The 23,583-nt window shown below is 53.7% G+C and carries 21 protein-coding genes and 2 pseudogenes; 12 read left to right on the top strand and 11 right to left on the bottom strand.

Going from position 1 to position 23,583, the window contains the following annotated elements:
* Positions 1 to 10: 10 nt before the first annotated feature.
* Positions 11 to 1,201 (bottom strand): CaiB/BaiF CoA-transferase family protein, encoded by a 1,191-nt coding sequence (locus UNDKW_RS20590; RefSeq protein ID WP_162060237.1) that lies wholly within the window; start codon positions 1,199 to 1,201, stop codon positions 11 to 13.
* 174 nt (positions 1,202 to 1,375) lie between these two features.
* Between UNDKW_RS20590 and UNDKW_RS20585 the strand changes: the two genes are divergently transcribed.
* A complete protein-coding gene (locus tag UNDKW_RS20585; RefSeq protein WP_162060236.1) occupies positions 1,376 to 2,281 on the top strand; it encodes a LysR family transcriptional regulator in 906 nt (301 codons plus the stop codon).
* Positions 2,282 to 2,363: 82 nt separating this feature from the next.
* Here the strand turns inward: UNDKW_RS20585 and UNDKW_RS20580 are convergent, their stop codons facing one another.
* Positions 2,364 to 3,974 carry a methyl-accepting chemotaxis protein gene (locus UNDKW_RS20580; protein WP_162060235.1) on the bottom strand — a complete coding sequence of 537 codons (1,611 nt, stop codon included), beginning with the start codon at positions 3,972 to 3,974 and terminating at the stop codon, positions 2,364 to 2,366.
* A 605-nt stretch (positions 3,975 to 4,579) separates the two neighbouring features.
* Between UNDKW_RS20580 and UNDKW_RS20575 the strand changes: the two genes are divergently transcribed.
* The 6 genes and pseudogenes from UNDKW_RS20575 to UNDKW_RS20555 all read left to right on the top strand — a co-directional run bounded on the left by UNDKW_RS20575 (position 4,580) and on the right by UNDKW_RS20555 (position 9,828).
* A complete protein-coding gene (locus UNDKW_RS20575; RefSeq protein ID WP_232063442.1) occupies positions 4,580 to 4,936 on the top strand; it encodes a VOC family protein in 357 nt (118 codons plus the stop codon).
* A gap of 207 nt (positions 4,937 to 5,143) precedes the next feature.
* A complete protein-coding gene (locus UNDKW_RS20570; protein WP_162060233.1) occupies positions 5,144 to 5,470 on the top strand; it encodes a hypothetical protein in 327 nt (108 codons plus the stop codon).
* Positions 5,427 to 6,764, top strand: a pseudogene (locus UNDKW_RS20565) (LLM class flavin-dependent oxidoreductase). The gene UNDKW_RS20570 and the pseudogene UNDKW_RS20565 overlap by 44 nt, the downstream one beginning before the upstream one ends.
* 78 nt (positions 6,765 to 6,842) lie before the next feature.
* Positions 6,843 to 7,670 (top strand): hypothetical protein, encoded by an 828-nt coding sequence (locus UNDKW_RS30125; protein ID WP_197892952.1) that lies wholly within the window; start codon positions 6,843 to 6,845, stop codon positions 7,668 to 7,670.
* 27 nt (positions 7,671 to 7,697) lie between these two features.
* Entirely contained in the window at positions 7,698 to 8,024 is a 327-nt protein-coding gene (locus tag UNDKW_RS30120) for a hypothetical protein (RefSeq protein WP_197892950.1), read from the top strand.
* Positions 8,025 to 8,460: 436 nt separating this feature from the next.
* A complete protein-coding gene (locus UNDKW_RS20555) occupies positions 8,461 to 9,828 on the top strand; it encodes a BNR repeat-containing protein (protein WP_197892948.1) in 1,368 nt (455 codons plus the stop codon).
* An 86-nt stretch (positions 9,829 to 9,914) separates the two neighbouring features.
* Here the strand turns inward: UNDKW_RS20555 and UNDKW_RS20550 are convergent, their stop codons facing one another.
* Positions 9,915 to 10,409, bottom strand: a complete 495-nt coding sequence (locus UNDKW_RS20550) for a hypothetical protein (protein WP_162060232.1) — start codon at positions 10,407 to 10,409, stop codon at positions 9,915 to 9,917.
* Positions 10,410 to 10,511: 102 nt separating this feature from the next.
* Here UNDKW_RS20550 and UNDKW_RS20545 point away from each other — a divergent pair.
* Positions 10,512 to 11,502 (top strand): annotated as a pseudogene (locus tag UNDKW_RS20545) (IS630 family transposase).
* 280 nt (positions 11,503 to 11,782) lie between these two features.
* Here UNDKW_RS20545 and UNDKW_RS20540 read toward each other — a convergent pair.
* The 3 genes from UNDKW_RS20540 to UNDKW_RS20530 all read right to left on the bottom strand — a co-directional run bounded on the left by UNDKW_RS20540 (position 11,783) and on the right by UNDKW_RS20530 (position 14,435).
* The gene (locus UNDKW_RS20540; RefSeq protein ID WP_232063064.1) at positions 11,783 to 12,034 is read right to left on the bottom strand and encodes a VF530 family DNA-binding protein; all 252 of its coding nucleotides are present in this window, start codon (positions 12,032 to 12,034) and stop codon (positions 11,783 to 11,785) included.
* A 74-nt stretch (positions 12,035 to 12,108) separates the two neighbouring features.
* Positions 12,109 to 12,855, bottom strand: coding sequence for a DUF2182 domain-containing protein (locus tag UNDKW_RS20535; protein ID WP_162060231.1), 747 nt, complete (start codon positions 12,853 to 12,855; stop codon positions 12,109 to 12,111).
* Positions 12,856 to 12,878: 23 nt separating this feature from the next.
* Positions 12,879 to 14,435, bottom strand: a complete 1,557-nt coding sequence (locus tag UNDKW_RS20530) for a tyrosinase family protein (RefSeq protein ID WP_162060230.1) — start codon at positions 14,433 to 14,435, stop codon at positions 12,879 to 12,881.
* 368 nt (positions 14,436 to 14,803) lie between these two features.
* On the opposite strand from UNDKW_RS20530, the gene UNDKW_RS20525 reads away from it, so the two are divergent.
* Entirely contained in the window at positions 14,804 to 15,607 is an 804-nt protein-coding gene (locus tag UNDKW_RS20525; RefSeq protein WP_162060229.1) for an HNH endonuclease, read from the top strand.
* Between the two features lie 145 nt (positions 15,608 to 15,752).
* Here UNDKW_RS20525 and UNDKW_RS20520 read toward each other — a convergent pair whose 3' ends face one another.
* The 3 genes from UNDKW_RS20520 to UNDKW_RS20510 are packed head-to-tail and all read right to left on the bottom strand — an operon-like array spanning position 15,753 to position 19,527.
* Positions 15,753 to 16,766 carry an XdhC family protein gene (locus UNDKW_RS20520; protein ID WP_162060228.1) on the bottom strand — a complete coding sequence of 338 codons (1,014 nt, stop codon included), beginning with the start codon at positions 16,764 to 16,766 and terminating at the stop codon, positions 15,753 to 15,755.
* 41 nt (positions 16,767 to 16,807) lie between these two features.
* Positions 16,808 to 19,054, bottom strand: a complete 2,247-nt coding sequence (locus UNDKW_RS20515; RefSeq protein WP_162060227.1) for a xanthine dehydrogenase family protein molybdopterin-binding subunit — start codon at positions 19,052 to 19,054, stop codon at positions 16,808 to 16,810.
* Between the two features lie 14 nt (positions 19,055 to 19,068).
* The gene (locus tag UNDKW_RS20510; RefSeq protein ID WP_110258299.1) at positions 19,069 to 19,527 is read right to left on the bottom strand and encodes a (2Fe-2S)-binding protein; all 459 of its coding nucleotides are present in this window, start codon (positions 19,525 to 19,527) and stop codon (positions 19,069 to 19,071) included.
* A 288-nt stretch (positions 19,528 to 19,815) separates the two neighbouring features.
* Here UNDKW_RS20510 and UNDKW_RS20505 point away from each other — a divergent pair, with 288 nt between their 5' ends.
* From UNDKW_RS20505 to UNDKW_RS20495, 3 genes are all read left to right on the top strand, one after another.
* Entirely contained in the window at positions 19,816 to 20,730 is a 915-nt protein-coding gene (locus tag UNDKW_RS20505; RefSeq protein ID WP_162060226.1) for an AraC family transcriptional regulator, read from the top strand.
* 168 nt (positions 20,731 to 20,898) lie between these two features.
* Entirely contained in the window at positions 20,899 to 21,408 is a 510-nt protein-coding gene (locus tag UNDKW_RS20500; RefSeq protein ID WP_162060225.1) for a Crp/Fnr family transcriptional regulator, read from the top strand.
* 253 nt (positions 21,409 to 21,661) lie between these two features.
* Complete coding sequence (locus UNDKW_RS20495) at positions 21,662 to 22,312, top strand: DUF1877 family protein (RefSeq protein ID WP_162060224.1); 651 nt, start codon at positions 21,662 to 21,664, stop codon at positions 22,310 to 22,312.
* A gap of 456 nt (positions 22,313 to 22,768) precedes the next feature.
* Here the strand turns inward: UNDKW_RS20495 and UNDKW_RS20490 are convergent, their stop codons facing one another.
* Both UNDKW_RS20490 and UNDKW_RS20485 read right to left on the bottom strand, forming a co-directional pair.
* Positions 22,769 to 23,233 carry a hypothetical protein gene (locus tag UNDKW_RS20490; protein ID WP_162060223.1) on the bottom strand — a complete coding sequence of 155 codons (465 nt, stop codon included), beginning with the start codon at positions 23,231 to 23,233 and terminating at the stop codon, positions 22,769 to 22,771.
* A gap of 51 nt (positions 23,234 to 23,284) precedes the next feature.
* Complete coding sequence (locus UNDKW_RS20485) at positions 23,285 to 23,521, bottom strand: hypothetical protein (RefSeq protein ID WP_162060222.1); 237 nt, start codon at positions 23,519 to 23,521, stop codon at positions 23,285 to 23,287.
* Between the last annotated feature and the right edge of the window lie 62 nt (positions 23,522 to 23,583).

The raw sequence follows: 23,583 nt of genomic DNA, 5'->3' as shown, positions 1-23,583 counted from the left end.
GGGCTCCCAATTATATGATGCCGCGCTGACGCCATTCGTCCCGCGTTGCGCTATCGATCCCGATACCAGCCAGCACCTGGTCGGTATGCTGGCCTAGCTTGGGTGCTTGGTGACGTACTTCGCCGGGAGTTGCACTCAACTTCGGAATGATGCCTGGCAATTTCACGGGTGTGCCATCGTCAAGTTTCGCGTCCAGCAGCATATTGCGTGCCTTGTAGTGGGGGTCTGCAGCGATATCGGCGATGTCGTAGATCCGGCCAGCAGGAATCCCTGCGCCATTCAATGCAAACAGCGCTTGCTCCAGGGTGTGTTGGCTGCTCCATTCACCGATGGCAGCATCCAGTCGCTGCACTTGTTTAACGCGACCGTCGTTCTGCGCCAACGCGAGGTCGTCGCGTAGGTCGGGACGTTCGATCACATCCATCAGACGGCGAAAAATACCGTCACCGTTGCCAGCGATCAGCACATATTTGCCATCGGAGCACTGATAGGCGTTTGTCGGGGCGATGCCCGGCAAACTGCTGCCGGCAGGTTCCCGCACCGTGCCAAAAACGGAATACTCGGGTAACAGACTTTCCATCATGTTGAAGACGGATTCATACAGGGCGACGTCGATCATCTGGCCGTCGCCGCCGTTCTGATCGCGATGACGCAACGCAAGCAAGATGCCAATCACACCGTGCAGCGCCGACAACGAATCGCCAATCGACACGCCTACCCTGACAGGGGTACGACCAGGCTCTCCGCTCAGGTGGCGCAAGCCCCCCATGGCTTCACCCACCACGCCAAAACCGGGGCGATCGCGATAGGGGCCATCCTGGCCATAACCTGAGACCCGCAGCATCACGAGACGTGGATTGATTTTATGCAGCGTGTCCCAACCCAAGCCCCAGCCTTCCATAGCGCCAGGGCGAAAATTCTCGATGAGCACATCACACTCATTCACCAGCGTGCGTATCACGTCCTGGCCTTCAGGCGTGCGCAGATCCAGCGTAACTGACTGCTTGTTACGCGACTGTGCCGCCCACCATACCGACGTGCCTTCGTGCAGCAGACGCCATTTGCGCAGCGGATCGCCGGTACCCGGCGGTTCGATCTTGATTACCTCAGCGCCGAATTCCGCCAGCATCTTGGCCGCGAATGGGCCAGCGATTAGTTGTCCCATCTCAAGAACACGGACGCCGTGGAGCGGCTTGTTCATAGTTATCTCCTCCATTTGGTCTGACCATCGGTACCATCGTAGGCGCACCATACGGTATTTAAAATCAGTGATTTCTCAAAGGCCCTTTCCTTACAAGAAAACCGTAGTATCGCTACGTTGACAAGCCCGCCCACGTCCTCTATTCTCCTGCCATCCCCCAAACACCTTCCTCACGTGATCAATCCTACTCATTTCGACCTGCAGTCGCTACGCATCTTTCTGATGGTGGCGCAAACTGGCAGCCTTACCAAGGCAACCGACAAGTCGCATATGACCTTGTCGGCCCTCAGTAAGCGCATTGCTGATCTGGAAAGGACTGTGGATACCGCCCTGTTCGTGCGCTTGCCACGGGGCCTGGAACTGACACCGGCCGGAGAACAGCTTGCACACCACGCACGCAGCGTGCTGGACACTGTGAACCGTATGGCGGGAGAGATGGAAGACTTTGCAATCGGCGTGCGCGGCCACGTCCGCATCTGGGCCAACACTTCAGCCATCATTCAGTTTCTGCCAGCCGATCTTGCGAGTTTTGTGGAAGTCCATCCGCTTATTCGCATCAGCCTGGAAGAAATGTTAAGCGATCAGATCGTGACTGCTGTACTCTCGGGGGAGGCCGATCTCGGTATATTTGCCGACAATGTATCCTCTCGTGGGCTGGAGAAATACCTTTACCGTCGCGATAAGCTGATGGTGGTAGTACGCGCCGACCATGCATTGGCGACGCTGCCTGCAATCAGTTTTAGCGATACGCTGAACTACGACTTCGTCGGCCTCAATCACGGCAGCTCACTACTGAAACGACTGACTGATGCTTCGCTCACTCATGACAAGCCACTGCGATTGCGCATTCAGGTCAGTAGCTTCGACGGCATGTGCCGCATGATTGCTGCCGGGTTGGGCATCGGCGTCCTGCCAGACGGCGCGGTCCCGCCTGAATTACTCGCTAGCAACCTGCGGGCCATTCCACTGACCGATACATGGGCGCAACGTACGCTGTGGCTGGGTGTGAAGTCGGAAGCTGCCTTGGTTCCTGAAGCTTCCAAGCTATTGGCGCATTTGCGTGCCGCTGACAAGGGCTAACTGCTGGGACAAGGCCGTGGACTAGCGGACTGTCACATTTAAAGTCCACTAGAAGCAGTCATTGCGAGCGAGCTTTGTGACGTTAGCGCGGCAATGCCAGGGGAGTGCGCTGCACTGGCGCACGGCCATCACCAAGGTTGCCCGCCCCCAGCTTGAATCTGGCAGCCACATCGGCTAACTTCGCTGCTTGTTGCTGCAAACTGGATGCGGTCGCGGCGGCCTCTTCGACCATTGCGGCATTTTGCTGTGTGAAGTTATCCATTTCGACTACCGCTATATTCACTTGGTCGATACCTACGCTCTGTTCCCGGCTGGCGGCGGTGATTTCACTAATCGTCTGCGCCAACCTTTGTACACTGCTAACCACTTCTTCTATGGTGGTGCCGGCACGCTGTACTAATGCGGTGCTGCTTACCACTTGTAACACCGAGCTGTCTATCAAATCCTTGATTTCCTTGGCGGCGCTGGCCGCACGGTGCGCCAGGTTCCGCACCTCGCTGGCCACCACGGCAAATCCCCGCCCCTGCTCGCCTGCCCGTGCTGCCTCAACTGCGGCATTGAGTGCAAGAATATTGGTCTGAAACGCGATCCCGTCTATCACACTGATAATATCGGCGATACGCTGGGACGAGGCGTTGATCGCTTCCATGGTGACCACCACCTCGCTCACGATGCGACCGCCGCGCGCAGCAACCTCGGATGCGGCTTTGGCCTGTTGATTCGCATGCTGGGCACTATCCGCATTTTGCCGCACCGTTGCAGTCAATTGTTCCATAGAGGAAGCAGTTTCCTCCAGCGAGCTAGCCTGGTGTTCTGTACGACTCGACAAATCGTGGTTGCCTTCGGCTATTTCTCTCGATGCCAATGCAATTACCTGTGTGCCATCCTGAACCTCGCCAACTACGTCGCGCAATGCCTCGTTCATATGCTTGAGAGCACTCATTAGTTCGCCAATTTCATCACGCGCCGCTGCCTCCGGCAAGTCCAGGCTCAAGTCGCCACTGGCCACCGTTGTCGCGACATGCAATGCCTGCTTGACGGGTTGCGTGATCGAGCGAGAAATGGCATGTGCAATGAAAGCCCCTGAAAGCAACATCAGCATTGTCAAACCAATCATTAACTGGTTGGAATTACGGGTGCTTGCTTCAATGCGGCGTGCCGCATCGTCGATACGTTGGCGCTGGAATACTAGTAGCTGGCGGACCTGCTCCTGGTAGGCGCGCGCGGCAGGCATGAAGGTTTCGCCATATTTGCGCTCGACTTCGTCTGAAGATACCGCGCCTTTCAGTTTAACGATGTCCGTTTTGGCCTTTTGAAAAAACGCACGCACCTGCAAGGTGCGGGCGAAGATGTTTTTTTCTTCTGGCGTGGTCATCAATTGCTCCAGCTTTCCAAGCAACTCGCCGCCACCACGCGTACCTTCCGCTACATCATTCGCTAACTTATCGGCGAGCTCGGCATCATTACTGCGGACTAAAATCGAGGTTCGCACAATCGCTGCCGACATCAGGGCGTTTAGGTCTGAAGCCAGTCGCTCATTGGCAAGCGGCTTGTCCATCATTTGCCTGGTCTGCTCCAAGCTGGTGGCAGCGTTGCTGTAGGCAATGGCGGTGCCAATCACAGATAGAGACAGCACGAAAGCGAAACCAACACCCAGACGGGTACCGATGCTTAAGTTAAACAGAAGTTTCATGATGGTCCCAGGCAAGTCAGCAAATAGGCGCTAGCCAAAAAATGCGGCAAAATCATTGTCTAATTAAAAACACAAAATGACAATCAATATTCCCTCAACAACACCTTCCATTCTGGAAAGTGTTGCAAAGCGCCGAATGCAACCTCACCCGGGGCAGGTACACAGGTGTGGTTTCATGTGCTGGCAGACGATGGCTACGTATATGCATCATGGCCAACGCCGCCGCCCGTATGCGTTATGAAGTAACAACTACGTTCGGTGGCGCTATGTGTGGTTCGCTGTCGCATGACTAGGCTGCATCTCTTGCCATGGAGCTGTCAGTGCCATGGCGCGGCCAGCCTTTCGTAGCCGTAAAGCATGATGGAGAATTTGGAAATTCTCTCCCTTTGATTCTTGAAACATGATGTCCAAGTGGACTGTCACAATGAAAACCGAAAAAGGGGAAAAAAATGTCAGAAAATAGCATTAACTCGGCCCGCCGCGCCGCGCTTGGCAAGTTTGGGCTCGGCCTTGCCACTATCGCCGCAACCGGAACAGGCAATCTCGCCAGCGCGGAGACCACGCCCACCTCCCCTCATCCAGTCGTACTCGACCGCTTTGACCACATCGTACTGACGGTGGCCGACGTTGAACGTACCTGCGAATTTTATGTTCGTGCAATTGGTGTCAAGGTTGAGACTTTTGGCTCGGGACGCAAGGCATTGGTATTCGGACGACAGAAATTCAACCTGCATCAGCTTGGACGGGAAATCGTGCCGCATGCACACCGTCCGACACCAGGGTCGGTCGACTTATGCATCATTGCCAGCACGACAGTCGACGATGTCATCAAACATCTCAAAGCGGTGAACGTGGTTATTACCGAAGGCCCTGTGCAACGCACCGGCGCCATGGGACCGATACGTTCGGTCTACTTTCGCGATCCAGACGAAAACCTGATCGAAATTTCCAACTATCTGTAAACAGCCGTTGAAGCACCACCTGTATGCGCCCAAGGTTCTTGACGATACCCGTGGTGTTGAACTGGAGCTGGAAGCCCGGCCGATATCGCGCCTGAACCTGAGTGCTTCGCAGGCCTATGTGGATGCACGTATAGACCAGTTCAACTACCCGGTGGCAGCGGCAGCATCCTGCTCTTTGAATGGGCAGACTCTGCCGTTTTCACCGAAGTGGAAATCCTTTGCCCGCGCCAGTTATGTGGTACCACTGAGCAATGGCTTGCACAGGTGGACCTGGCGACCGATTTCAGCTGGCAAAGCAAGGTGCAGTATGACCTGTTCCAGTCTGCAACCACGATACAGGGTAGCGTTGGATTGTGGAATGCCAGTGTGGCATTGGCTGCACCAGAAAACGGCTGGCGTCTGGCATTGATCGCAAAGAATCTGGGTGACAAATCGTATGCGATCAATTTGGTGAATGGTACCAATACGGTGACCCGTGCAGTACCGCGTGATGATCAGCGCTATTTCGGCGTCAACTTCAGGAAGGATTTCTGAAGCCAAGGCAACACCTCAATTGAAACTGGGCGCTTTCCTGCTGCATAACGGCCATCATGTGGCAGCCTGGCGGCATCCGCTGGCCGATGATGGTCGCGATCCATTCAAACTATACAAAAAACTGGTACAGACGGCGTAGCGTGCCTGTTTTGATACCATCTTCTTTGCCGACAGTGTTGCCCTGACCAGCGGCGTCGGCGGGCTGGAACCTTTGAAACTGCTGTCAGCGTTGGCGGCAGTGACCGAGCATATTGGCCTGATTGGCACTGCGACCACCACCTATAACGAGCCTTACCATGTTGCACGCAAGTTTGCTTCACTGGACCGCATCTCTGGCGGGCGTGCCGGCTGGAACCTGGTGACCTCCGACAATGCCAGTGAGGCAGCAAATTTTGGCCGCAGCGACCATGTTGCACATGGAGAGCGTTATGCCAGGGCCAGGGAATTCCATCAGGTGGTCAAAGGCCTGTGGAATAGCTGGGAAGACGATGCCATCCTGAACGATAAGGAAAAAGGTATACAGTTCGATGTAGATAAATTGCATGCTTTGAACCACAAGGGCGATCATTTTTCGGTTACCGGGCCCTTGAATGTCAGCCGCAGCCCGCTGGGCCATCCAGTGGTGGTGCAGGCCGGTGGGTCAGAAGCTGGCAAAAATCTGGCGGCAGAAACGGCGGATGTGGTGTTTACCGCCCACCCCAACCTGGCATCTGCCCAGGCTTTCTACCGTGACCTGAAAAGCCGGGTGGTGCAGGCCGGGCGTTCGGCAGACAGCCTGAAGATCATGCCCGGCCTGTTCCCGGTGGTGGGAAGAACGCAGGAAGAAGCACAAGAAAAATTCCAGCTATTGCAAGACCTGCTCGTACCCAAAGATGGTCTGGCGCTGCTCGGTCGCATGATAGGCAATTTTGATTTATCGGCTTATCCGCTGGATGAACCTTTGCCAGAGCTGCCTTTGACAGACAATGGCCAGCAAAGCCGGCAAAAATTGCTGACCCAGCTGGCTCAGGGTGAAAACCTGAGCATACGTGAACTGTATCTGCGTATTGCCGGTGGCCGTGGACACTTTACACTGATAGGTACACCAGAGATGATCGCTGACCAGATGCAGTTATAGTTAGAAAGCGAAGCCGCAGATGGCTTCAACATCATGTCGCCGTATCTGCCTGGCGGGCTGGAAGACTTTGCCGAACTGGTGGTGCCGGAATTGCAAAAACGTGGCCTGTTCCGGCGCAGCTATGAAGGCACGACTTTGCGTGACAATCTGGGATTGGCATTTCCGAATAAAGAGTGATTCCTGTCATTTTTCTGCGGTGTGCTGGCAAATTAGCTAGCATGTCCGCAGATATACCTATTTCTGACGAAAGCCTTCATGACGATAAGAAAACTATGCATTGTGTTTGCTGCTTGCGCTTTGTTCGCACCATACCTGGCGGGCGCGCAGGATAATCACATTGACCAGATACGACCCGATGCGCCCGAGCTGGCAGCCTATGGCCAGCACAGGGTGGGCGTCACCAGCCTGAATCTGGTGAATCCAAAGCAAGTTGATATCCTTAACAGCAAGCCTGGTGGCGAAACGGTGTATTACGACCGCCCGCTGACGGTAGAAATCTGGTACCCCGCCACGTTGAAACCACAGCAGGCATCGGGCGGCAAATACCAGACCTATCTGCGTGATGGCAAGACCGAAGTCAGCCTGAGCGGCCAGGCGGTGCGCGATGCTGCACCCGACAAACAGCATGGTCCTTACCCGCTGCTGATCGTGTCGCATGGTTATCCGGGTAATCGCTACCTGCTGAGCCATCTGACAGAAAACCTGGCCAGCAAAGGCTATGTGGTGGTCGCCATCGATCATGCCGAAAGCACTTATCATGATCTCAAGGCGTTTTCCAGCACCTTGCTGAACCGCTCACTGGACCAGTTGTTTGTCTTGAACCAGATGGCTGCCCTGAACAAAGCTGATGCCAGCGGCAGGTTCGACGGACTGGTCAATGCGGACAATACCGGCCTGATCGGTTATTCAATGGGTGGCTATGGCGTAGTGAATACCATTGGTGGTGGTTTGACAGCGGCCAGTGTGGATGGGGCTTTTGTTCCCAACCGGGCGCTGGCTGTACGGCAGGCCGGCAATGCTACCTATCTGGCATCACAGGATAGACGCATCAAGGCGGCGGTTGCATTTGCACCCTGGTGCTAGAATGCGGGCTTATGGGATGCCGCTGGTTTGTCCGCTATCCGTACACCCATCTTTTTTGTGGCGGGCAGCGTCGATGACATATCCGGCTATGCGCCCGGTGTGCGCAACATCTATGAAAATAGTGTCAACGCCAGACGCTATCTGCTGACCATTGAGAACGCCAACCACAATGCCGGCGCACCCATACCCGCACCAGAAGAAGCCTGGTTGCCTGTACCAGGCCTGAAGAAGGTGCCTGCAGAAACCTATATCGACGCCGTCTGGGATAACACCAGGATGAACAATATTGCACAGCACTTTGTCACCGCTTTCCTGGGCAAGTATCTGAAAAGTGATGCCAGCATGGATGCTTAGCTGAACCTGCCAGAGAATGCGCAGGATGGAAAACGGAGTGTGGATGCAACTGGCCAGCCAAAAGCCGACCATACCTACTGGAAGGGTTTTCCAGCCCGCACTGCAGCAGGCTTGAAGCTGGAAAGGAAATTGCCTGCAGCAGAAAACCCTTAAGCCAGCACTCCTTTCTCGTCCTTTCCATTCCTCAGCTCTCCTGATCGTCGGCGGCACGGCACTATTTGCCGTGCTGGCGTGCCGCCATTCTTACTGCCCTGTTGCCTGTATATATACAGTATTATTTCAATCAAAGTTTTGCGCATATGCGTCTGAAGTCTGTGATCATGGTGATTGCCTTGGTCCTTAAACCTATAATCTTAGGCCGCCTATAGTGCAGGTTTATCAAAGCCAACTGGAAAAACAGCCCTGCTGTTGGATAAAAAAATCAAGGAGATCACTTATGCTGAAGATCAGCTGTCCGTTGCTATTCATGCTAGCACTGGCTTCCGGCCAGTTGGCAATTGCCGCTAGCCCGGCAGCAACATCCGTACCTGCTTCAACGCCGGTGTCCACGCCGGTTTCCATAGAAGCGATAGACAAGGTCTGGTCAGGGCATTCGGTACCGTTTGCCATAACCACAAGCAAAGACCACCTGTATGTGGCTTACTACGACGCCAACCGTCAACTGACGGTAGCGCAACGGCCATTGAATGCACCCAGTCACTGGGTCTATCACAAGCTTGATACCTGGCTGGGCTGGGATAGTCATAACCTGATCGCGATGGCACTGGATGCTTCTGGTGCCATGCATATTGCCGCCAATATGCATGTAGATCCGTTGACGATGTTTCGTTCGGATTCGTCCGGCGATGTGCGCAGCCTGCGACGGGTGCCGCTGATGCTGGATGCCGCACGTGAAAAGGCGATGACCTATCCGGTGTTTTTGAAAAATCATCAGGGACAATTGATTTTCAAATACCGCGATGGCAGCAGCGGTCGTGGCAATGAAATTTATAATATCTACGACGAGAAATCTCAAAGCTGGAAAGCCTTGACCGATAGTCCGCTGACCGATGGTGAAGGGCAGCGCAATGCCTACTTCATGGGTCCAACCAGAGGAAGTGACAGTTACTTTCATGTCGCCTGGGTATGGCGCGAATCACCCAGGGCCGAAACCAATCATGACCTGTCTTACGCTAAAAGCCGTGACCTCGTGCATTGGGAACGTGCCGATGGCAGTCCCCTGACTTTGCCGATACGTCTTAAGCAGGCGGAGATTGTCGACCCGGTACCTGTAAGTGGCGGCATGATCAATAATAATACGGTGCTGGGCTTTGATGAAGAAGGGCGCGCCATCATCACCTACCATAAATACGATGCAGCAGGAAATACGCAAATCTGGCTGGCGCGACATGAAAAGAACGGCTGGAAATTGAAACAGATTAGCGCATGGACCAATTATCGCTGGGACTTTAAAGGCAATGGCTCGCTGAATTCTGAAATCTTTGTCGAAGGCGCACGCCCAGGCAAGCCCGGACAACTGCTGGTGACAGTGACACGTCTTGGGCAAAGACTGGAATTCAGTGTCGATTCCAGAACCTTGGAAACTGTCTCAGAAAACAAGGTCGCTGGCGTGGCAGAGATGTTCTCTACCTATTTCAAACCTGGGCCGGACATGCAGATCAATACCACTGAAACAAGCGACGCTAACGGCAGGGTATATCGTCTGGCATGGACAGCGCAGGCACCGCATCGCGATTTGCCGCTGACGGAAATCGTACCTGCAACGGACTTGAAACTGTTTGTTTTTAACCCAGGAAAACCCTAAGAAAATCGGGGTTGAGAGTCTGGGCATTTGCTTGTTGCAGGCAAATGTCCGGCTCGTTTTTTAATGTGATACTCGCTTATTTGTGCTTACTTTTTCGGCTCTGCAATAATATTTCTTTCCAGTCCGGCCTTCTTGCCCGGCTCCGCTTCCACCAGCACAGTCAGTTGTGCAGGCCCTTCGCCAGCGGGCAGGTCAACACTGAGATCACCCGTACCCAGCGAGGTTTTTGATCCCAGCAATTTCCCGTTCATCCAGATTTCTGCCTTACCGTTGATACGTGAAAACAGCAGGCGTGCCTTGCCACTACTCAGTTTTTTATCCTGGATAAAATTTGTGCGGAACAGATGGAAGTGGTTCGCCCTGGCATCACTATCCTCGACGGCGATTTCCAGGAAGGGAGGCTGACCCCAGTTCCAGGTATTCATGTCATTGTCTGCCAGTGCCTGGTTGGGGTCAGGCCGTGTTGCATAGGGTGGAGATATGCGCCAGTTCTGCAAGTACAGCACCGGGGCATCGCTGATGGCGACAAAAGGAATGCCAGTAGTCTTTTGCACGGGCATGCGCACGCTGGCTGCTTGCAAGCCGGGTGCTGTAGCGGTGATTATTGATGCTTACGTAAATCATGACAACCGTTTTTGATTTCATTCGTTATCCCAATATGATGTCCGTACTGGAGGTATGAGATGGCGAAAGAAATAGAAGATGGAGCAAAGCGACGAGTCAAGGCGGGTCGGCTTCTGCTGCAAGGCAGAGGGTGCGCCGAAGTAGCGCTGGTGGTCGGTGTAGCACGCAACACGGTATATACCTGGAAAGCCATACTCGATGAAGGAGGCCTTGACGCGCTGCGCGCAGTAGGCGGAAAGGGGCGGCCTGCACAACTTGATGCCATGGAATTAGGGGAGTTGCGGCGCTGCCTTCTCGATAGTCCGACGGAACATGGTTTTGGCACCGAGTTGTGGACACTTAAACGCGTGCGTCTACTTATTGAAAGAAAGTTCGAAGTGTCGTTCAGTGAAGTGCACGTTTGGCGCATTCTTGGCGCACTGGGATTCAGTAACCAAAAGCCGGAGCGTCGCGCCATCGAACGTAACGAAGATGCTGTACAGGAGTTCAAGAAAAAGACCTGGCCTGCGCTCAAAAAAAAGCCTCGAGAGAGAATCGACTGATTGTATTCATCGACGAGTCCGGAATCAGCGAACGGCCTACCCGTGTGCGCACTTGGGCACTCAAAGGGAAAACGCCGATTATTCAGTTTCATATCAACTGGAAACATTTGTCCGTGATTGCAGGTGTGACCAGGAAGAACTACTTGTTCCGCTTCCACGAGGGTAGCATCAAGAAGGAGCAAATTGTCGAGTTTCTCAAGGCGCTCAAAGCGCATTTGAAGCAGCCGCTGTTGATCATCCGCGATGGGCTCAGGGCGCACAAATCGAAACTGGTGCGCGAATACCTCGACAGCACCAATGGGTACATTCAAATCGCATTCCTGCCCCGTATGCGCCGGACCTCAATCCTGTCGAATATCTCTGGGGCTGGCTCAAGCGACATGCGTTGGCAAACTTCTGCCCGAACAACCTCGCCGAATTGCAAACAATTGCCCGCAACAAACTCAAAAGCGCACAACGCCGTCCATCCATCATCATGGCATGTTGGAAGCAGGCGGAGTTGTGGTGATGTCATCAATTATGTAAAGCTCAATAATTCACTCATTATTGTGAACCTCTTTAATTTTCTAACCGTGAAAACTAGATGGAAATAGATCAGGAAATCGTGTCAAAAATTATGATAGCCAATTGTCTTGCATCACATCGTATCGACATTTACTAACATGTGGGATGCTTTATGGGAAAAGCTTTGATCATGTTTTATGCAGGAGTTGCACGTACTTTAGTCGTTTCTGGAACCGCATCCGGCGCATTGCAATGCGCCCTACGGTACAAGGCAACATATCGCCTCACCCCGGCATCCCCAAATACAACTCCTCGACCTTAGCCCGTGCCCACGGTGTCTTGCGTAAAAACTTCAAACTGGATTTGATGCTGGGGTCGATCTTGAAGCAGTTGATGTCTATTATCTGTCCCATTTGCTCCCAGCCATAATAAGCGACCAGTTGTTCGAGGATTTTTTCGAGGGTGATGCCGTTGAGGCTGCGGGGGGCTGGTGTGTTCATGCTGGTGCTCTCGTTGGTGCTCATGTTGGTGCTCATGTCGGTGATCCTGTTCAGATTTACCTTGGTTCTTCGGTGATACGGATGATATCACCGGGGCTGCGCGGGTGGTATCAGGCGGGGCGGTACCAGCGCAGGCTGTATGGCAATTGCCATGCAGGTGCGCGGCCCGGGGCCTGGCGGTCTATCAGGAGCCAGGCTGAGGTGATCAGCATGAAGGGGAAGTGGGCGGGGCCGGCGGCGGTGGCGGCCAGCATCCAGGCCCAGCAGGTGCCGCCACACCAGAAGGCGGCTTGCAGGCCATAGCGCAGGCTATCGCGGTCAGCTTGCCAGCCAAAGGCGGCGAGGCGGGGGCGGCTATGGCAGCGGTTCAGGCAGTATTGTTTGGCGGGGCTGATTTGCCATAGCAGGGCAAGTGCCAGCAACATGGCAAAGCACCAGCGCATGTCGCCTATGGCCAGGCGCAGCACCAGTGAGGCCAGCATGATGAATGCGCCAGCCAGGCTCCATATCAGTAAATAGGCGATGGCAAACAGCAGCAAGGCGCGCAGGCGGCGGCGCGCGAGGCTGCGTTGCCACAGGTAGTTCACTTCTTGCGCGAGCAGTGGCGACATCATGGCCAGCAGCATGAGCAGCCAGTTGGCCATCATGGTGGGCCTTGAATTGGTGTGCCAGACAAAGACCAGGCGATCGCCGATATTGGCGAGATAAGCCAGGTCTATGTTGGCAAGGCTGCCGCAGTACTCTGGCACACGCACGCCAAATTGCAGCGTAGCCAAACCCAGCCAGCCCGCCAGGCTGATCAACAGCAGCGGGCGGGGGCAGCTCAGCAGGGCCGCGCGCAAGATGGCGAACAACATGGCTAGTAGGCTTTTGCAGTTCGCTACAAGCTTTCGCGGAACACGCTGACGCGTTCTACCGTGATGTCGTGCTCAGGCTTGACGGTATTGCGTGCTACGAATTGCACTTGCAGGGTATCGCTGAGCTGGCTTTCATCGAGCTGCAGGTTATCGACGATGCTGGTGATTTCAAACACCTGGGTGATGCCTGCACCGCCATGCGGGCTGTCTGTCTTGCTTGCGTCGGATACACCAAACAGTGACAACACACCGACCTTGTTTTCAGGGTGGTCTTTCGGGTCGTCACCATTGGGCACGTTCACATACACATAGAAGACGGCCGCATCATTTTTGCCGCGTATATTTTCCAGGTTCAAAAAGACGCGGTCTGGTTCTTTGGGCATGGTGCTGAGCAGTTTGACGCTGTCGAAGCTGTTATTGACCTTGTCAGCGCTGGCTGTATCCAGCGTCACCCTGGTTTGTGAAACACCACCTGCCAGTTTGATGGTGCTGGTATTGGCACCCAATAATTCTGTCGCCACCTGGCCTCCTGCGGATTTGATATCCATAAAATTTACCATAGGCGCATCGCTCAGGAGACGCAGGCCTGTCAGCCTGACTTTTTTGCGCGTGCTGCCAGCCAGCGGGTCGCTGGTGTCCTGATAAGTGTAGTTCAATGGCGCTGCCGTGGTATCAAGCATTTGTGATGCAGTGAAGGTGATGCCTTCGCCATCAGGGTCAGGCACGATGAACTTGCGGTCAACCGGGCCTTTGAGCCAGGTCTCCTGATCGGGGTCAAGATTGTGCGGGTCGCGCTTGCGCCAGACTTCCCACAGGCGGTCTATATTGGCATGGTGCAGCCAGAATATTGGGTCAAGCGCGGCGGTGGCGGGGATGGACATCAGGCCATAAGTGGTGCGGTCTTCATCATGCTCAGGATCGGCCAGGCCGCCTACCAAGCCATGCACGGTATTGTGCGGGTCAGATTCGAGATGGCCGTTAACGCCTTTGCCATGATTGAATTTGGTGTCTGGCCCGCCAAAACCAGAGTTGCCACCACTATCGCCACCGATAAAGGCATGGTCTTTCAGGGCATTTAGCGAGACATCCTCTGGCTGGATGATGAAGTTGCCGTTGCCATCACCATAGCGGGCTTCGACAAACAAATGATTGGGCGAACCATCAGGCATGGTTTTTTGCAGGAAAGCCGGTGGCACAGAGCGTGAATTGGGGTCAAAATAATTCCAGTAAGGCAGCGCCCAGTCAGCCGGGCCACCCAGCTCGACGACCACACTGCGCACGATGGCTTCAAATGATGCCAGGTAACCACGGTGCCAGGGCAAAAAATACCAGCTCTGATGCTGGCACTGATCCCAGAACCTGGCCCTGTCGCTATCTGAGGGCAGGGCCTCGCCACTGCTGTAATAGCCATGGGCCGACCAGAGTACTTCATTAAAGCCATGCATGGCTGCCAGAAACCGCCAGCTGGTGCGCGATGCCAGCGGCCTTTCCTGCAGCTTGCCCACTGCTTTTGCATACCAGACCAGCGTATCGTTCCAGTCAGACCCCAGTTTTGATACGTCCTTGCGTTCAAATGTCATACATCCTCCTTGAGATGGTCGGGCATGCAAAAATTGCTATAAAATATTGCAATACTACTCAATTGTTGTCAATTGTTTATTTGAATGCGCGCCAGGGAATTGCTGTGTTTTATGTGTGACTTTTTGCCAGAATTTCTTTCCATGCTTAGACAAAAAAGAATTTTTACTCGAGGGGATTGAATTCAATGGTGAATTATTCGGGAGCGTATTTGTTGTTGGTAACTGTGAATTTGCACCACGATCCAACTTGGAAGTAGAGTAATTTATATCAATGTTAAGTTATTGTTAATTCATGCTTTTTTGATAAATTATGACTTAATATTTGAAACTGGTTATTCATCAAAAATCGTTTTACTCTGGAAAATTCTATGTCACAAATCAATCAAGCTGAACGCGCACGTCTGGCCTGGGATGTTCTTGCAATGGTCGCCAGGTCAAAGAGTACGATTACATATGGTGAGTTAGGAGCAAGAATAGGTGTTCACCACCGGGCGATTCGTTATGTGCTGGGGCCAATTCAGGACTATTGCCTTGAATCGCTCTTACCACCCATTACCATACTTGTCGTAAACGGTTCTGGAAAACACGGAGACGGTTTTATTGCCCATGACAAGAACGACCTGGAGAGCGGATTTGAGGCTGTCTGGAACTACGCGTGGAACACAATTACAAACCCGTTTGACTTTGCGGCAGAGGGCTTGTCATACAATGGGATGATTGAAACGCTCACTGACAGCCCAGAGGATGCTGGCACGGTGTATACAAAAATAAAGTCGCGAGGCATACAACAAATACTGTTTCGAGAAGCAGTCAGGAAAGCGTATTCATTGCGCTGCGCATTTACCGGCATACAATTTCCCGAGGCGCTGGAAGCATGTCACATTATTCCTTGGGCTAATGCGACTCCTCAGGAGCGCATGGACGTCAGAAATGGAATACTTTTAAATTCCTTGCATCACCGTTTGTTTGATAAGGCTTATCTGACGATCACAGATGACTATAGGATTGTGTTTTGGGATGCGGACATGAATGATCGCGCATATTCTGCGTTGGAGGCAGGATTGACGATCGATTTACATAATAAAAAAATGAATATTCCTCGTCTTCAGAAGCACTGCCCTCTACCTGAATATATTCGTCGTCACCACGAATTGCTTGATTGGGAGCTGTAATAAGCACAGCTACGTTTCTGATAATCAAAAGGATTATTTAATCGTGCAGTTATGCAGCGTGTTTGCGTAATGTTGATGGTCAGAGATTTCATTAGCGCAGTATTGTGGCTTCAAGTTGTTCGCCGTGAAATTGACGAAAAACTTGTCAATGATGAGCAAGGGATAAATCGATATTTTCAAAATTTGCTCTTTGGGGAGTGTGATTCACGCCATTCTTGATCGCGACAATTTCTGCCATGATGGATAGGGCGATTTCTGCCGGGGTCTTGCTGCCTATGTACAAACCTGCTGGCCCATGCAGGGTTTGCAGGGTGGCTTCCGGGATATCGAAATGGATGTGCAGGCGTTCGCGTCTTTGCTGGCTGTTACGGCGTGAACCGATTGCGCCAACATAGAAGGCATTTGATTGCAGGGCATCGATGAGGGCCAGGTCATCGAGCTTGGGGTCATGCGTGAGGGCGATGACGGCAGTGCGGTTGTCGGGTTGCAGGCGCAGTATCAGGTCGTCCGGCATTTCTTCGCTAACGACTACACCGGGCAATTGCCAGCTGGCGCGATACTCTTCACGCGGGTCGCAGACGATGACGGCAAAACCCAGGCTGAGTGCGAACTGGCAAAGGTAGCGCGAGAGGTCACTGGCACCGATGACGATGATGCGGGCTTGCGGGCCAAGGTAAGTGATGAGCCTGTGATCATCCAGCCTGGGCATGCCGTCGTACTTGCCTGCCTGCAGTTGGGCATGGCCGGTCTGCAAATCCAGCGTGCGCTCTACGCTGCGGCGCTGTTCGCAAGCGAGCAGCAATTCATCAAGGCGGCTGTGCGCAGAGACAGGTTCCAGCACCAGCTCTACCGTGCCGCCACAGGGCAGGCCAAAGCGGTGCGCCTGGTCGGCAGAGATGCCATAGCGCAGCACCAGCGGCAAGTTGCCTGCGCATACTGCCTGCACGCCTTCTTCCCTGATGCGGTGGATAAGATCATCTTCTATGCAGCCACCCGATACCGAGCCCACGGTTTCACCACGCCCGTTGATCGCCATCAGCGACCCTGGTGGGCGTGGTGAAGAACCCCAGGTGCGAGCCACCGTGACCAGAATGACTTGCAAGCCCTGCGTGTGCCAGTTCAGCGCAGTACGCAGGACCAGGGTATCGAGATCTTCCATCGTTTTTGACCTTAACTGATTGGACCTTAACTGATTTGACCTTAGGCCGTCTTGAATGGCAGTTCACGCCAGCGCTTGCCACCCGCCCTGGCAACGGCATTGGCAAATGCCGGGGCCAAAGCTGGCAGGCCAGGTTCACCCATGCCGGTTGGCGCATCGGCACTAGGTACGATATGCACGGCAACCTGCGGCATGTCGGTAATGCGTGGCACCACAAAATCACCAAAATTGCTTTGCTCGACCACACCATCCTTGAGCGTGATGGCCGCACCCGGCAGGCACATCGACAAGCCCATCAGTGCCGCACCCTGGACCTGTGCTTCCACCGTTTTGGGATTGACAGCCAGGTTGCAATGCACGCCAGCCGTGACCTTGTGCAATTTGGGCTGGCCATTTTTGATGGATGCTTCTACCACATAGGCAACGATGGACGAGAAGGATTCATGCACAGCGACACCATAGGCACGACCTGCAGGCAATTTCTTTTTGCCGTAGCCAGATTTTTCTACCGCCAGTTCCAGGGCTGCCTTATGACGTGGATGCTTGTCACCCATCAGTTTCAGGCGATAGGCCACCGGGTCTTGCTTGGTGGTTTCTGCAATTTCATCGAGCAGGGTTTCCATCACAAAGGCGGTATGGGTAGAGCCCACACTGCGCCACCACAAGACTGGCACATTGATTTTCGGGTGATGGACAGACAGGCGCATCGGCATGTCGTACGGTTCTTTCATGCCTTCCACGGCGGTTGCATCGACGCCATTCTTGACCATCATGCCTTCGAACGGCGTGCCGCTGACGATGGACTGGCCGACGATGACATGGTCCCAGCCGAGGATATTGCCCTGCGCATCAAAACCGATGTCGGCCCTGTGCACATGCATGGGGCGGTAGTAACCACCCTTGACATCGTCTTCACGGCTCCACAGCGTGCGCACCGGCGCATCGAGGCCAGCGGCGACTGCTGCCTTGGTGACATTGCAGGCTTCCACCACATAATCGCTGGTAGGAATGGCACGACGACCAAAGCCGCCACCCGCCATCTGGGTGTGGACAGCGATGTTTTCTGGCTTCAGGCCCAGCGCGGCGGATGCGGCAAAGCCATCCAGACCAGGCATTTGTGCGCCTACCCACAATTCTGCCTTGTCGCCTTTGATGGCGACTGTGCAGTTCAAAGGCTCCATTGGCGTATGGGCGAGGTAAGGGAAGCTGAACTCTGCATTCAGTTTGTGCGGCGCGGTGGCGATTTTTGATACATCGTCGTTGTACTTCAATGCGCCTTGCTGTTTGGCCAATTCTTTATAACTGGCCAGTTGTTTTACGCTATCGACTTTTTCTACGCTGCCCAGATCCCATTCCAGCTTCAGCACATCGCGCCCCTGCTTGGCTGGCCAGTAGCCAGTAGCGATAATTGCTACACCTTCGCCACCGCGATCTACCGGCACACGTACCACGGCCTTGACACCCTTGATGGCCTTGGCAGCGCTATCATCGACAGACTTGAGTTTGGCACCAAATACCGGCGGACGAGCGACAACCGCCGTCAGCATGCCGGGCAGATGCATATCAATGCCAAAGTCCTGGGTGCCTGTGGATTTGGCCTTGGCATCCAGGCGACCTGTGGGTTTGCCGATCAGGCGGAAGCTTTTTGGGTCTTTCAAAACGACTTTTTCTGGCACCTGCAATTTCATGGCCGCTTCAGCCAGTTCGCCATAGGTCAGTTTTTTGCCACCTGGTCCAACGACGACGCCTTTTTCTGTACGCAGGCCAGAGGCATCAACACCCCATTGCGTTGCCGCAGCCTGGACCAGCATGGCACGGGTGCGTGCACCCAGCTCACGGTACTGGGTATAAGAATGGGCGATGGAATTCGAGCCACCTGTCAAATGCATGCCATATGCCGGATCGACATAGGCAGGGTGGTTATTACCATTGGCATACTTGACCTTGGACCAGTCAGCGTCGAGCTCTTCTGCCAGTATCAAGGGTAATGCGGTTTGCACGCCCTGGCCAAATTCCAGGCGGTTGATCGTCACTGTCACCGTGCCATCTTTGGCAATCTGGACGAAGGCACCGGGTTGCTCGGTTGGTTTCAAACCGGCGGGTGCCTTGGCTGCGGCGTCCTGGCCTATCGCCAGCATGGGGTAGCAACCCAGGGCAAAGCCGCTGGCAGTTGCCATTTTCAAAAAGCTGCGACGGCTAAGGCCAGCTACGCTGGTTTCGGGGCTGGTGGATTGCAACAGGGATTGCAAATGGCGTGGCAGTTCATTCAAACGGGCTTCAAAATGCATGGTGGCTCTCCTGATCAGGCCAAGGTGGATGCGGCGTCGTGGATAGCAGCGCGGATACGTACGTAAGTACCACAGCGGCAGATATTGCCCGCCATGGCGCTGTCGATGTCGGCATCGCTGGGCTTCTTGTTGGTTTTGAGCAGGGCAGTGGCACTCATGATCTGGCCGCTCTGGCAGTAACCGCACTGGGCCACGTCATGCTTGACCCAGGCGGCTTGCACGGCCTTGCCGACCTTGTCCTGGCTCATGGCTTCGATGGTGGTGATTTTTTGGCCCGCAACGGCAGAGATGGGTGTCACGCAAGAGCGTATGGCCTGGCCGTTCAAATGCACGGTGCAGGCACCGCACAAGGCGGCACCGCAGCCAAACTTGGTACCAGTCAGGCCCAGGGTATCGCGCAGGGCCCATAGCACAGGCGTGTCGGGTGCGACATCGACGCTGGTATTCTTGCCATTAATAGTTGAGTTGATCATGAAAACCTCCAGTATGGGGTGACGATATGTTGTTGATGCCGGGTTGATGTCGGGATGATGCCGGATTGGTGCCAGGTTAATGGCGGCGGCCATGCCCATGTACGGGTAGCCGCTGCAAAATCTTAATTGACGGCTATTGTCAGCTCTCCCGGCAATAAAGCGTTTGCCTGATTCGACGTATTTCTTGCCTATTTCGATGAATGCCCGGCAGAAATTGAAATCCCCGCCCTGAAAATGGTAGGCTAACGATAGTTCAAAAACCTACAGTTAAAAATCTAACCTCATCACATGCAGACCTCACACCAGACCGCCGCCTATCCATCATCCAGCCCCTCCCTGGCTGACATGGTCGGCAACATTATTCAGGCAGACGGCGACTGTACCACTCAGGTACCAGGCTTGATCATGGTCAGGCGCAGCAAGGTCACCGACCCCATGCCCTGTTTCTATGGCCTGGGCTTGGGTGTCACCGTGCAAGGCAGCAAGCGCGTGAACCTGGGGGAAGAGGTATTTGATTATGTGCCAGGACAATCCCTGGTCACCTCAGTCGATTTGCCGGTAGTGTCTTATGTCACCAGTGCCAGCAGCACGCAACCATTTCTGGGCATGTACCTGATGCTTGATGCCCTGGCCATTACCCAGTGCGCCGCTGGCATGACCTTCGCAGCGCCCCTGAAAGCCACGACATCGCTGGCGATGTCCGTTGTGACCATGGAGGAGGGCTTGCTGGACGCCATCACCCGCCTGGTGCGCCTGCTTGATGAACCGCAACTCGTGCCCATGCTGGCGCCGCTGATACAGCAAGAGATCATCGTCCGCCTGCTCAATGGCGAGCATGGCCCGGTCTTGCGCCACCTGGTCACCGCTGGCTCAACGGGCCAGCAAATTGCCCGCGTCATCGCCTGGCTCAAGCAGAATTACACCGAGGACGTTGCCATTGATGAACTGGCCAGCAAGGCCCACATGAGCGCCTCCACCTTCAGGCTGCACTTCCGCACCGTGGCAGGCATGAGCCCCTTGCAATACCTGAAACACCTGCGCCTGCAAAACGCCCGCCAGATCATGCTCATTGAAGACATCGACGCCAGCAGTGCAGCATTAAGAGTGGGCTATGAAAGCGCCTCACAGTTCAGCCGTGAATACACACGGCTGTTTGGTGAACCGCCATTGCGCGATGTCCGGCGTATGCGGATGGGGATGTGAGCATGTCTTACAGCAGAATAGCGCACACAAACCTGGACATGACGTACTGATAATTAAAAATTTTATATTGCTTGCAGCGCAGATGCCTGCGATTGTTACTGTCACAGACTCCCCTGATTGCGATAAACTATTAGTCACTACCATCCGTAATATGTTGGAGAGTGCAAAATGAACCCAGATCAAGCTTTGCCAGGTTTTCGTCTCGTCGGCGCAGGCACGACTTTTCAGTCGCGTGATATCTGCGATATGGTCTCTGAATCGCAACTGTTTGCCGACCTTGACTGGAAAGACATCGAGGCCCTGGCGGCCTATCTGCAATGCTATGAAGTCTCGGCAGGCACGACCATCTTCAGGGAGGGCGAAGCCGGTTCCTACATGTGCCTGCTGGTCAAGGGGGAAGTCGGGATACTCAAAACTGATCTCGACGGCACACCACACCGCATCGTCTCGGTAGGCCACGGCAAGACCATAGGCGAGATGTCCATCATCGATGGCGAAAAACGCTCCGCCACCTGCCTCGCCTCACAAACCAGTATCCTGCTCCTGCTGACCAAGGACAATTACCAGCGCATCATCCGCGAAAAGCCAGCACTGGCAGTACAAATCCTGGCACGGCTGGCCAAACTCATGAGCCAGCGCCTGCGCAGTGTGAGCGGGCAACTGGTGGAGTTTTTGTGAGTGACTTAGGGCTCTAGTTACAATGCAAATCTACGGCGATGGTGGCGGCAGGGTAGTCGTAGCCGTAACGGGAGGTGCATTGCACTCTACTTCACTGCCTGAACGGCGCCCATATTAGTGTGATTGGTTAGTGTGCTTGGTGCGTTGAAACGCACCCTACTGGCTGTTGGTAAAGACTTGCCAGCAGCTTGCTTGACTGGACGTCACCTTGCCACTATATTGCCCACTGCTTAACAATCACCTTACTACGCTCATGAGCATCGTTGCTTACTACGTACAGGTCTCCCTTGAACAACTACAACTGCTCAGGCAAAAACCTGTGCTCTTGTGGCAAATGAAAAATGATGCACGCTTTGCCAAAGCCGCCATGCTGGACGTCGATCAGGACTGGCAAGTGATTTCATGGCTGGCTTCGCCCAAAAAACGTCTTGAGCAGCAAGACTATGTGGCCCGCATGCATGTACTTGACCGTGAAGAACGCGGTACAAAAAAGACAGATAAAGAAGCTTTTAAAAAAGCCGTCGAGCAAGAAATGCGCAAGATGGGTAATCAGCCGCAAGATACTGACGCCATGCCTACCGACCCGCTATTGAAGGGCATAGAAGGGCGTTGTGATAAAGCGCAACGTGATACGGCGATCAATTTTGGCCTGGGTGGCCCCTGCGTTTATGCACCAACTGAAGTCAAGGCAATTGCAGATGCCTTTGCACTTACCAAAGAATCTGCGATCAAGTCGCAATTCAACCGCGTCACAATGGCAAAATATGATGTAGGTGGCATGTCCTGGAAAGAAGAAAAAGATAGCGTCTATGAAGACTTCCTCCTGCCATCTTACCGCGCCGTCAGCCAGTTTTATCAGTCTGCCGCCAAGGCGCAGCATTATGTGCTGGTGATTTATAATTGAGAGGCTGTTGCGAAATCAGGATAAGCAGGCACTGCCATCAAAAAACGTACTAAAGCAGAGTAACAAGGTGGCATATCCTGAGTAAATGAGCATATGCAGGGTGCGCCGCGCACACCGTCCTTATTATCAAAAACCTCAAGAGGCGTGTTGCTTCATTCACAGAAGTGTATGCCTGCGTCAAGAAATGGTGCGCATGGCGCACCCTACCCAACTGGTGGAGTTTTTGTGAGTATTGCCTGAACGGCGCGTGCATCATTTGCTGTCAATCGACCGAAATCCATCCCCACCCTAACCCTCGCCTTGAAAGGGAGGGAATTTACCCGTTATTGTTTGTCAAGAACATTATTCCGGGCAGCAGTGGGACTTGATCCGGCATCCAGCGAATTTGCTTGTGCAATGTCATACGTTTTACTTCAAATAACACATACTGCTTAAAGCATTACATGCCTGCGTTGATCAGGAAAAATTTTTAACGAACAGATCGGCGAACGGGAGGTTTTGCATCTCCGGTTCTTGCAAACGTTTTTTGAGTCCAGATATCAAGGGGTGCTGGAACAAACGTTCTTGCAAGTCTCCTTGATACTCATAGTTGGCAGCTTCGATTATTTCAGTCAGTTGTGGTGCGTTACAGACCATGAGTATTTCTAATGCCACGTCGAAACCCTTCATGGGGCTGTTAGATAGTAAAGTAGATAGTGCAGAGGCCTGTAGCCATTGATCTGCATGAGGACTATGTATCAGCAGCAAGCATAGTTCTTCAACAGCAGGATGTTTTCGGGAACGAAGTTCACCAAGTGCAAGCCCGGCGCAATTCGGTTCTTCATGTTTCCTGACTAGCTGGAGCAGCGCCTCTTCAGTGACGCCAGACCAGTCAAGTGTTGTATCCGGGTAGGCGAATTGTATCCAGCTTGCTTCATCCATATTCTTGTGTCCTGAGAAGGATTATGTACTTGCTGAAAAGGCTCTTGTTGTTTACTGCACATCAATTCTCTTCAACCTCTGCCCCAAAATCGCCCAGACACAATCCTCGCCATCAACATTGCCGACTATCGCCCAGCCTGTGCCTATCTTTTCTACGGTGGTGACGCAGTCGAGTTCTGCACCAAGTTTTTTTGCCCAGTTCTCGGCGGCGCTTTTGCCTTTGAAGAGTTCCTTGCCTTCAAAAATCACGGTGGTGTCAAAGACGGGGGCGGCGAATACGGTGTTCATGTGGTGGCTTCCTGTGAGGCTAATGCGGTATGCAGGCGGATATTGTAACTTAACATGGTATT

The sequence above is a fragment of the Undibacterium sp. KW1 genome, assembly GCF_009937955.1.
In the GTDB taxonomy this organism is placed as follows: domain Bacteria; phylum Pseudomonadota; class Gammaproteobacteria; order Burkholderiales; family Burkholderiaceae_D; genus Undibacterium.
This window is presented reverse-complemented; position numbering and strand designations above follow the sequence as displayed.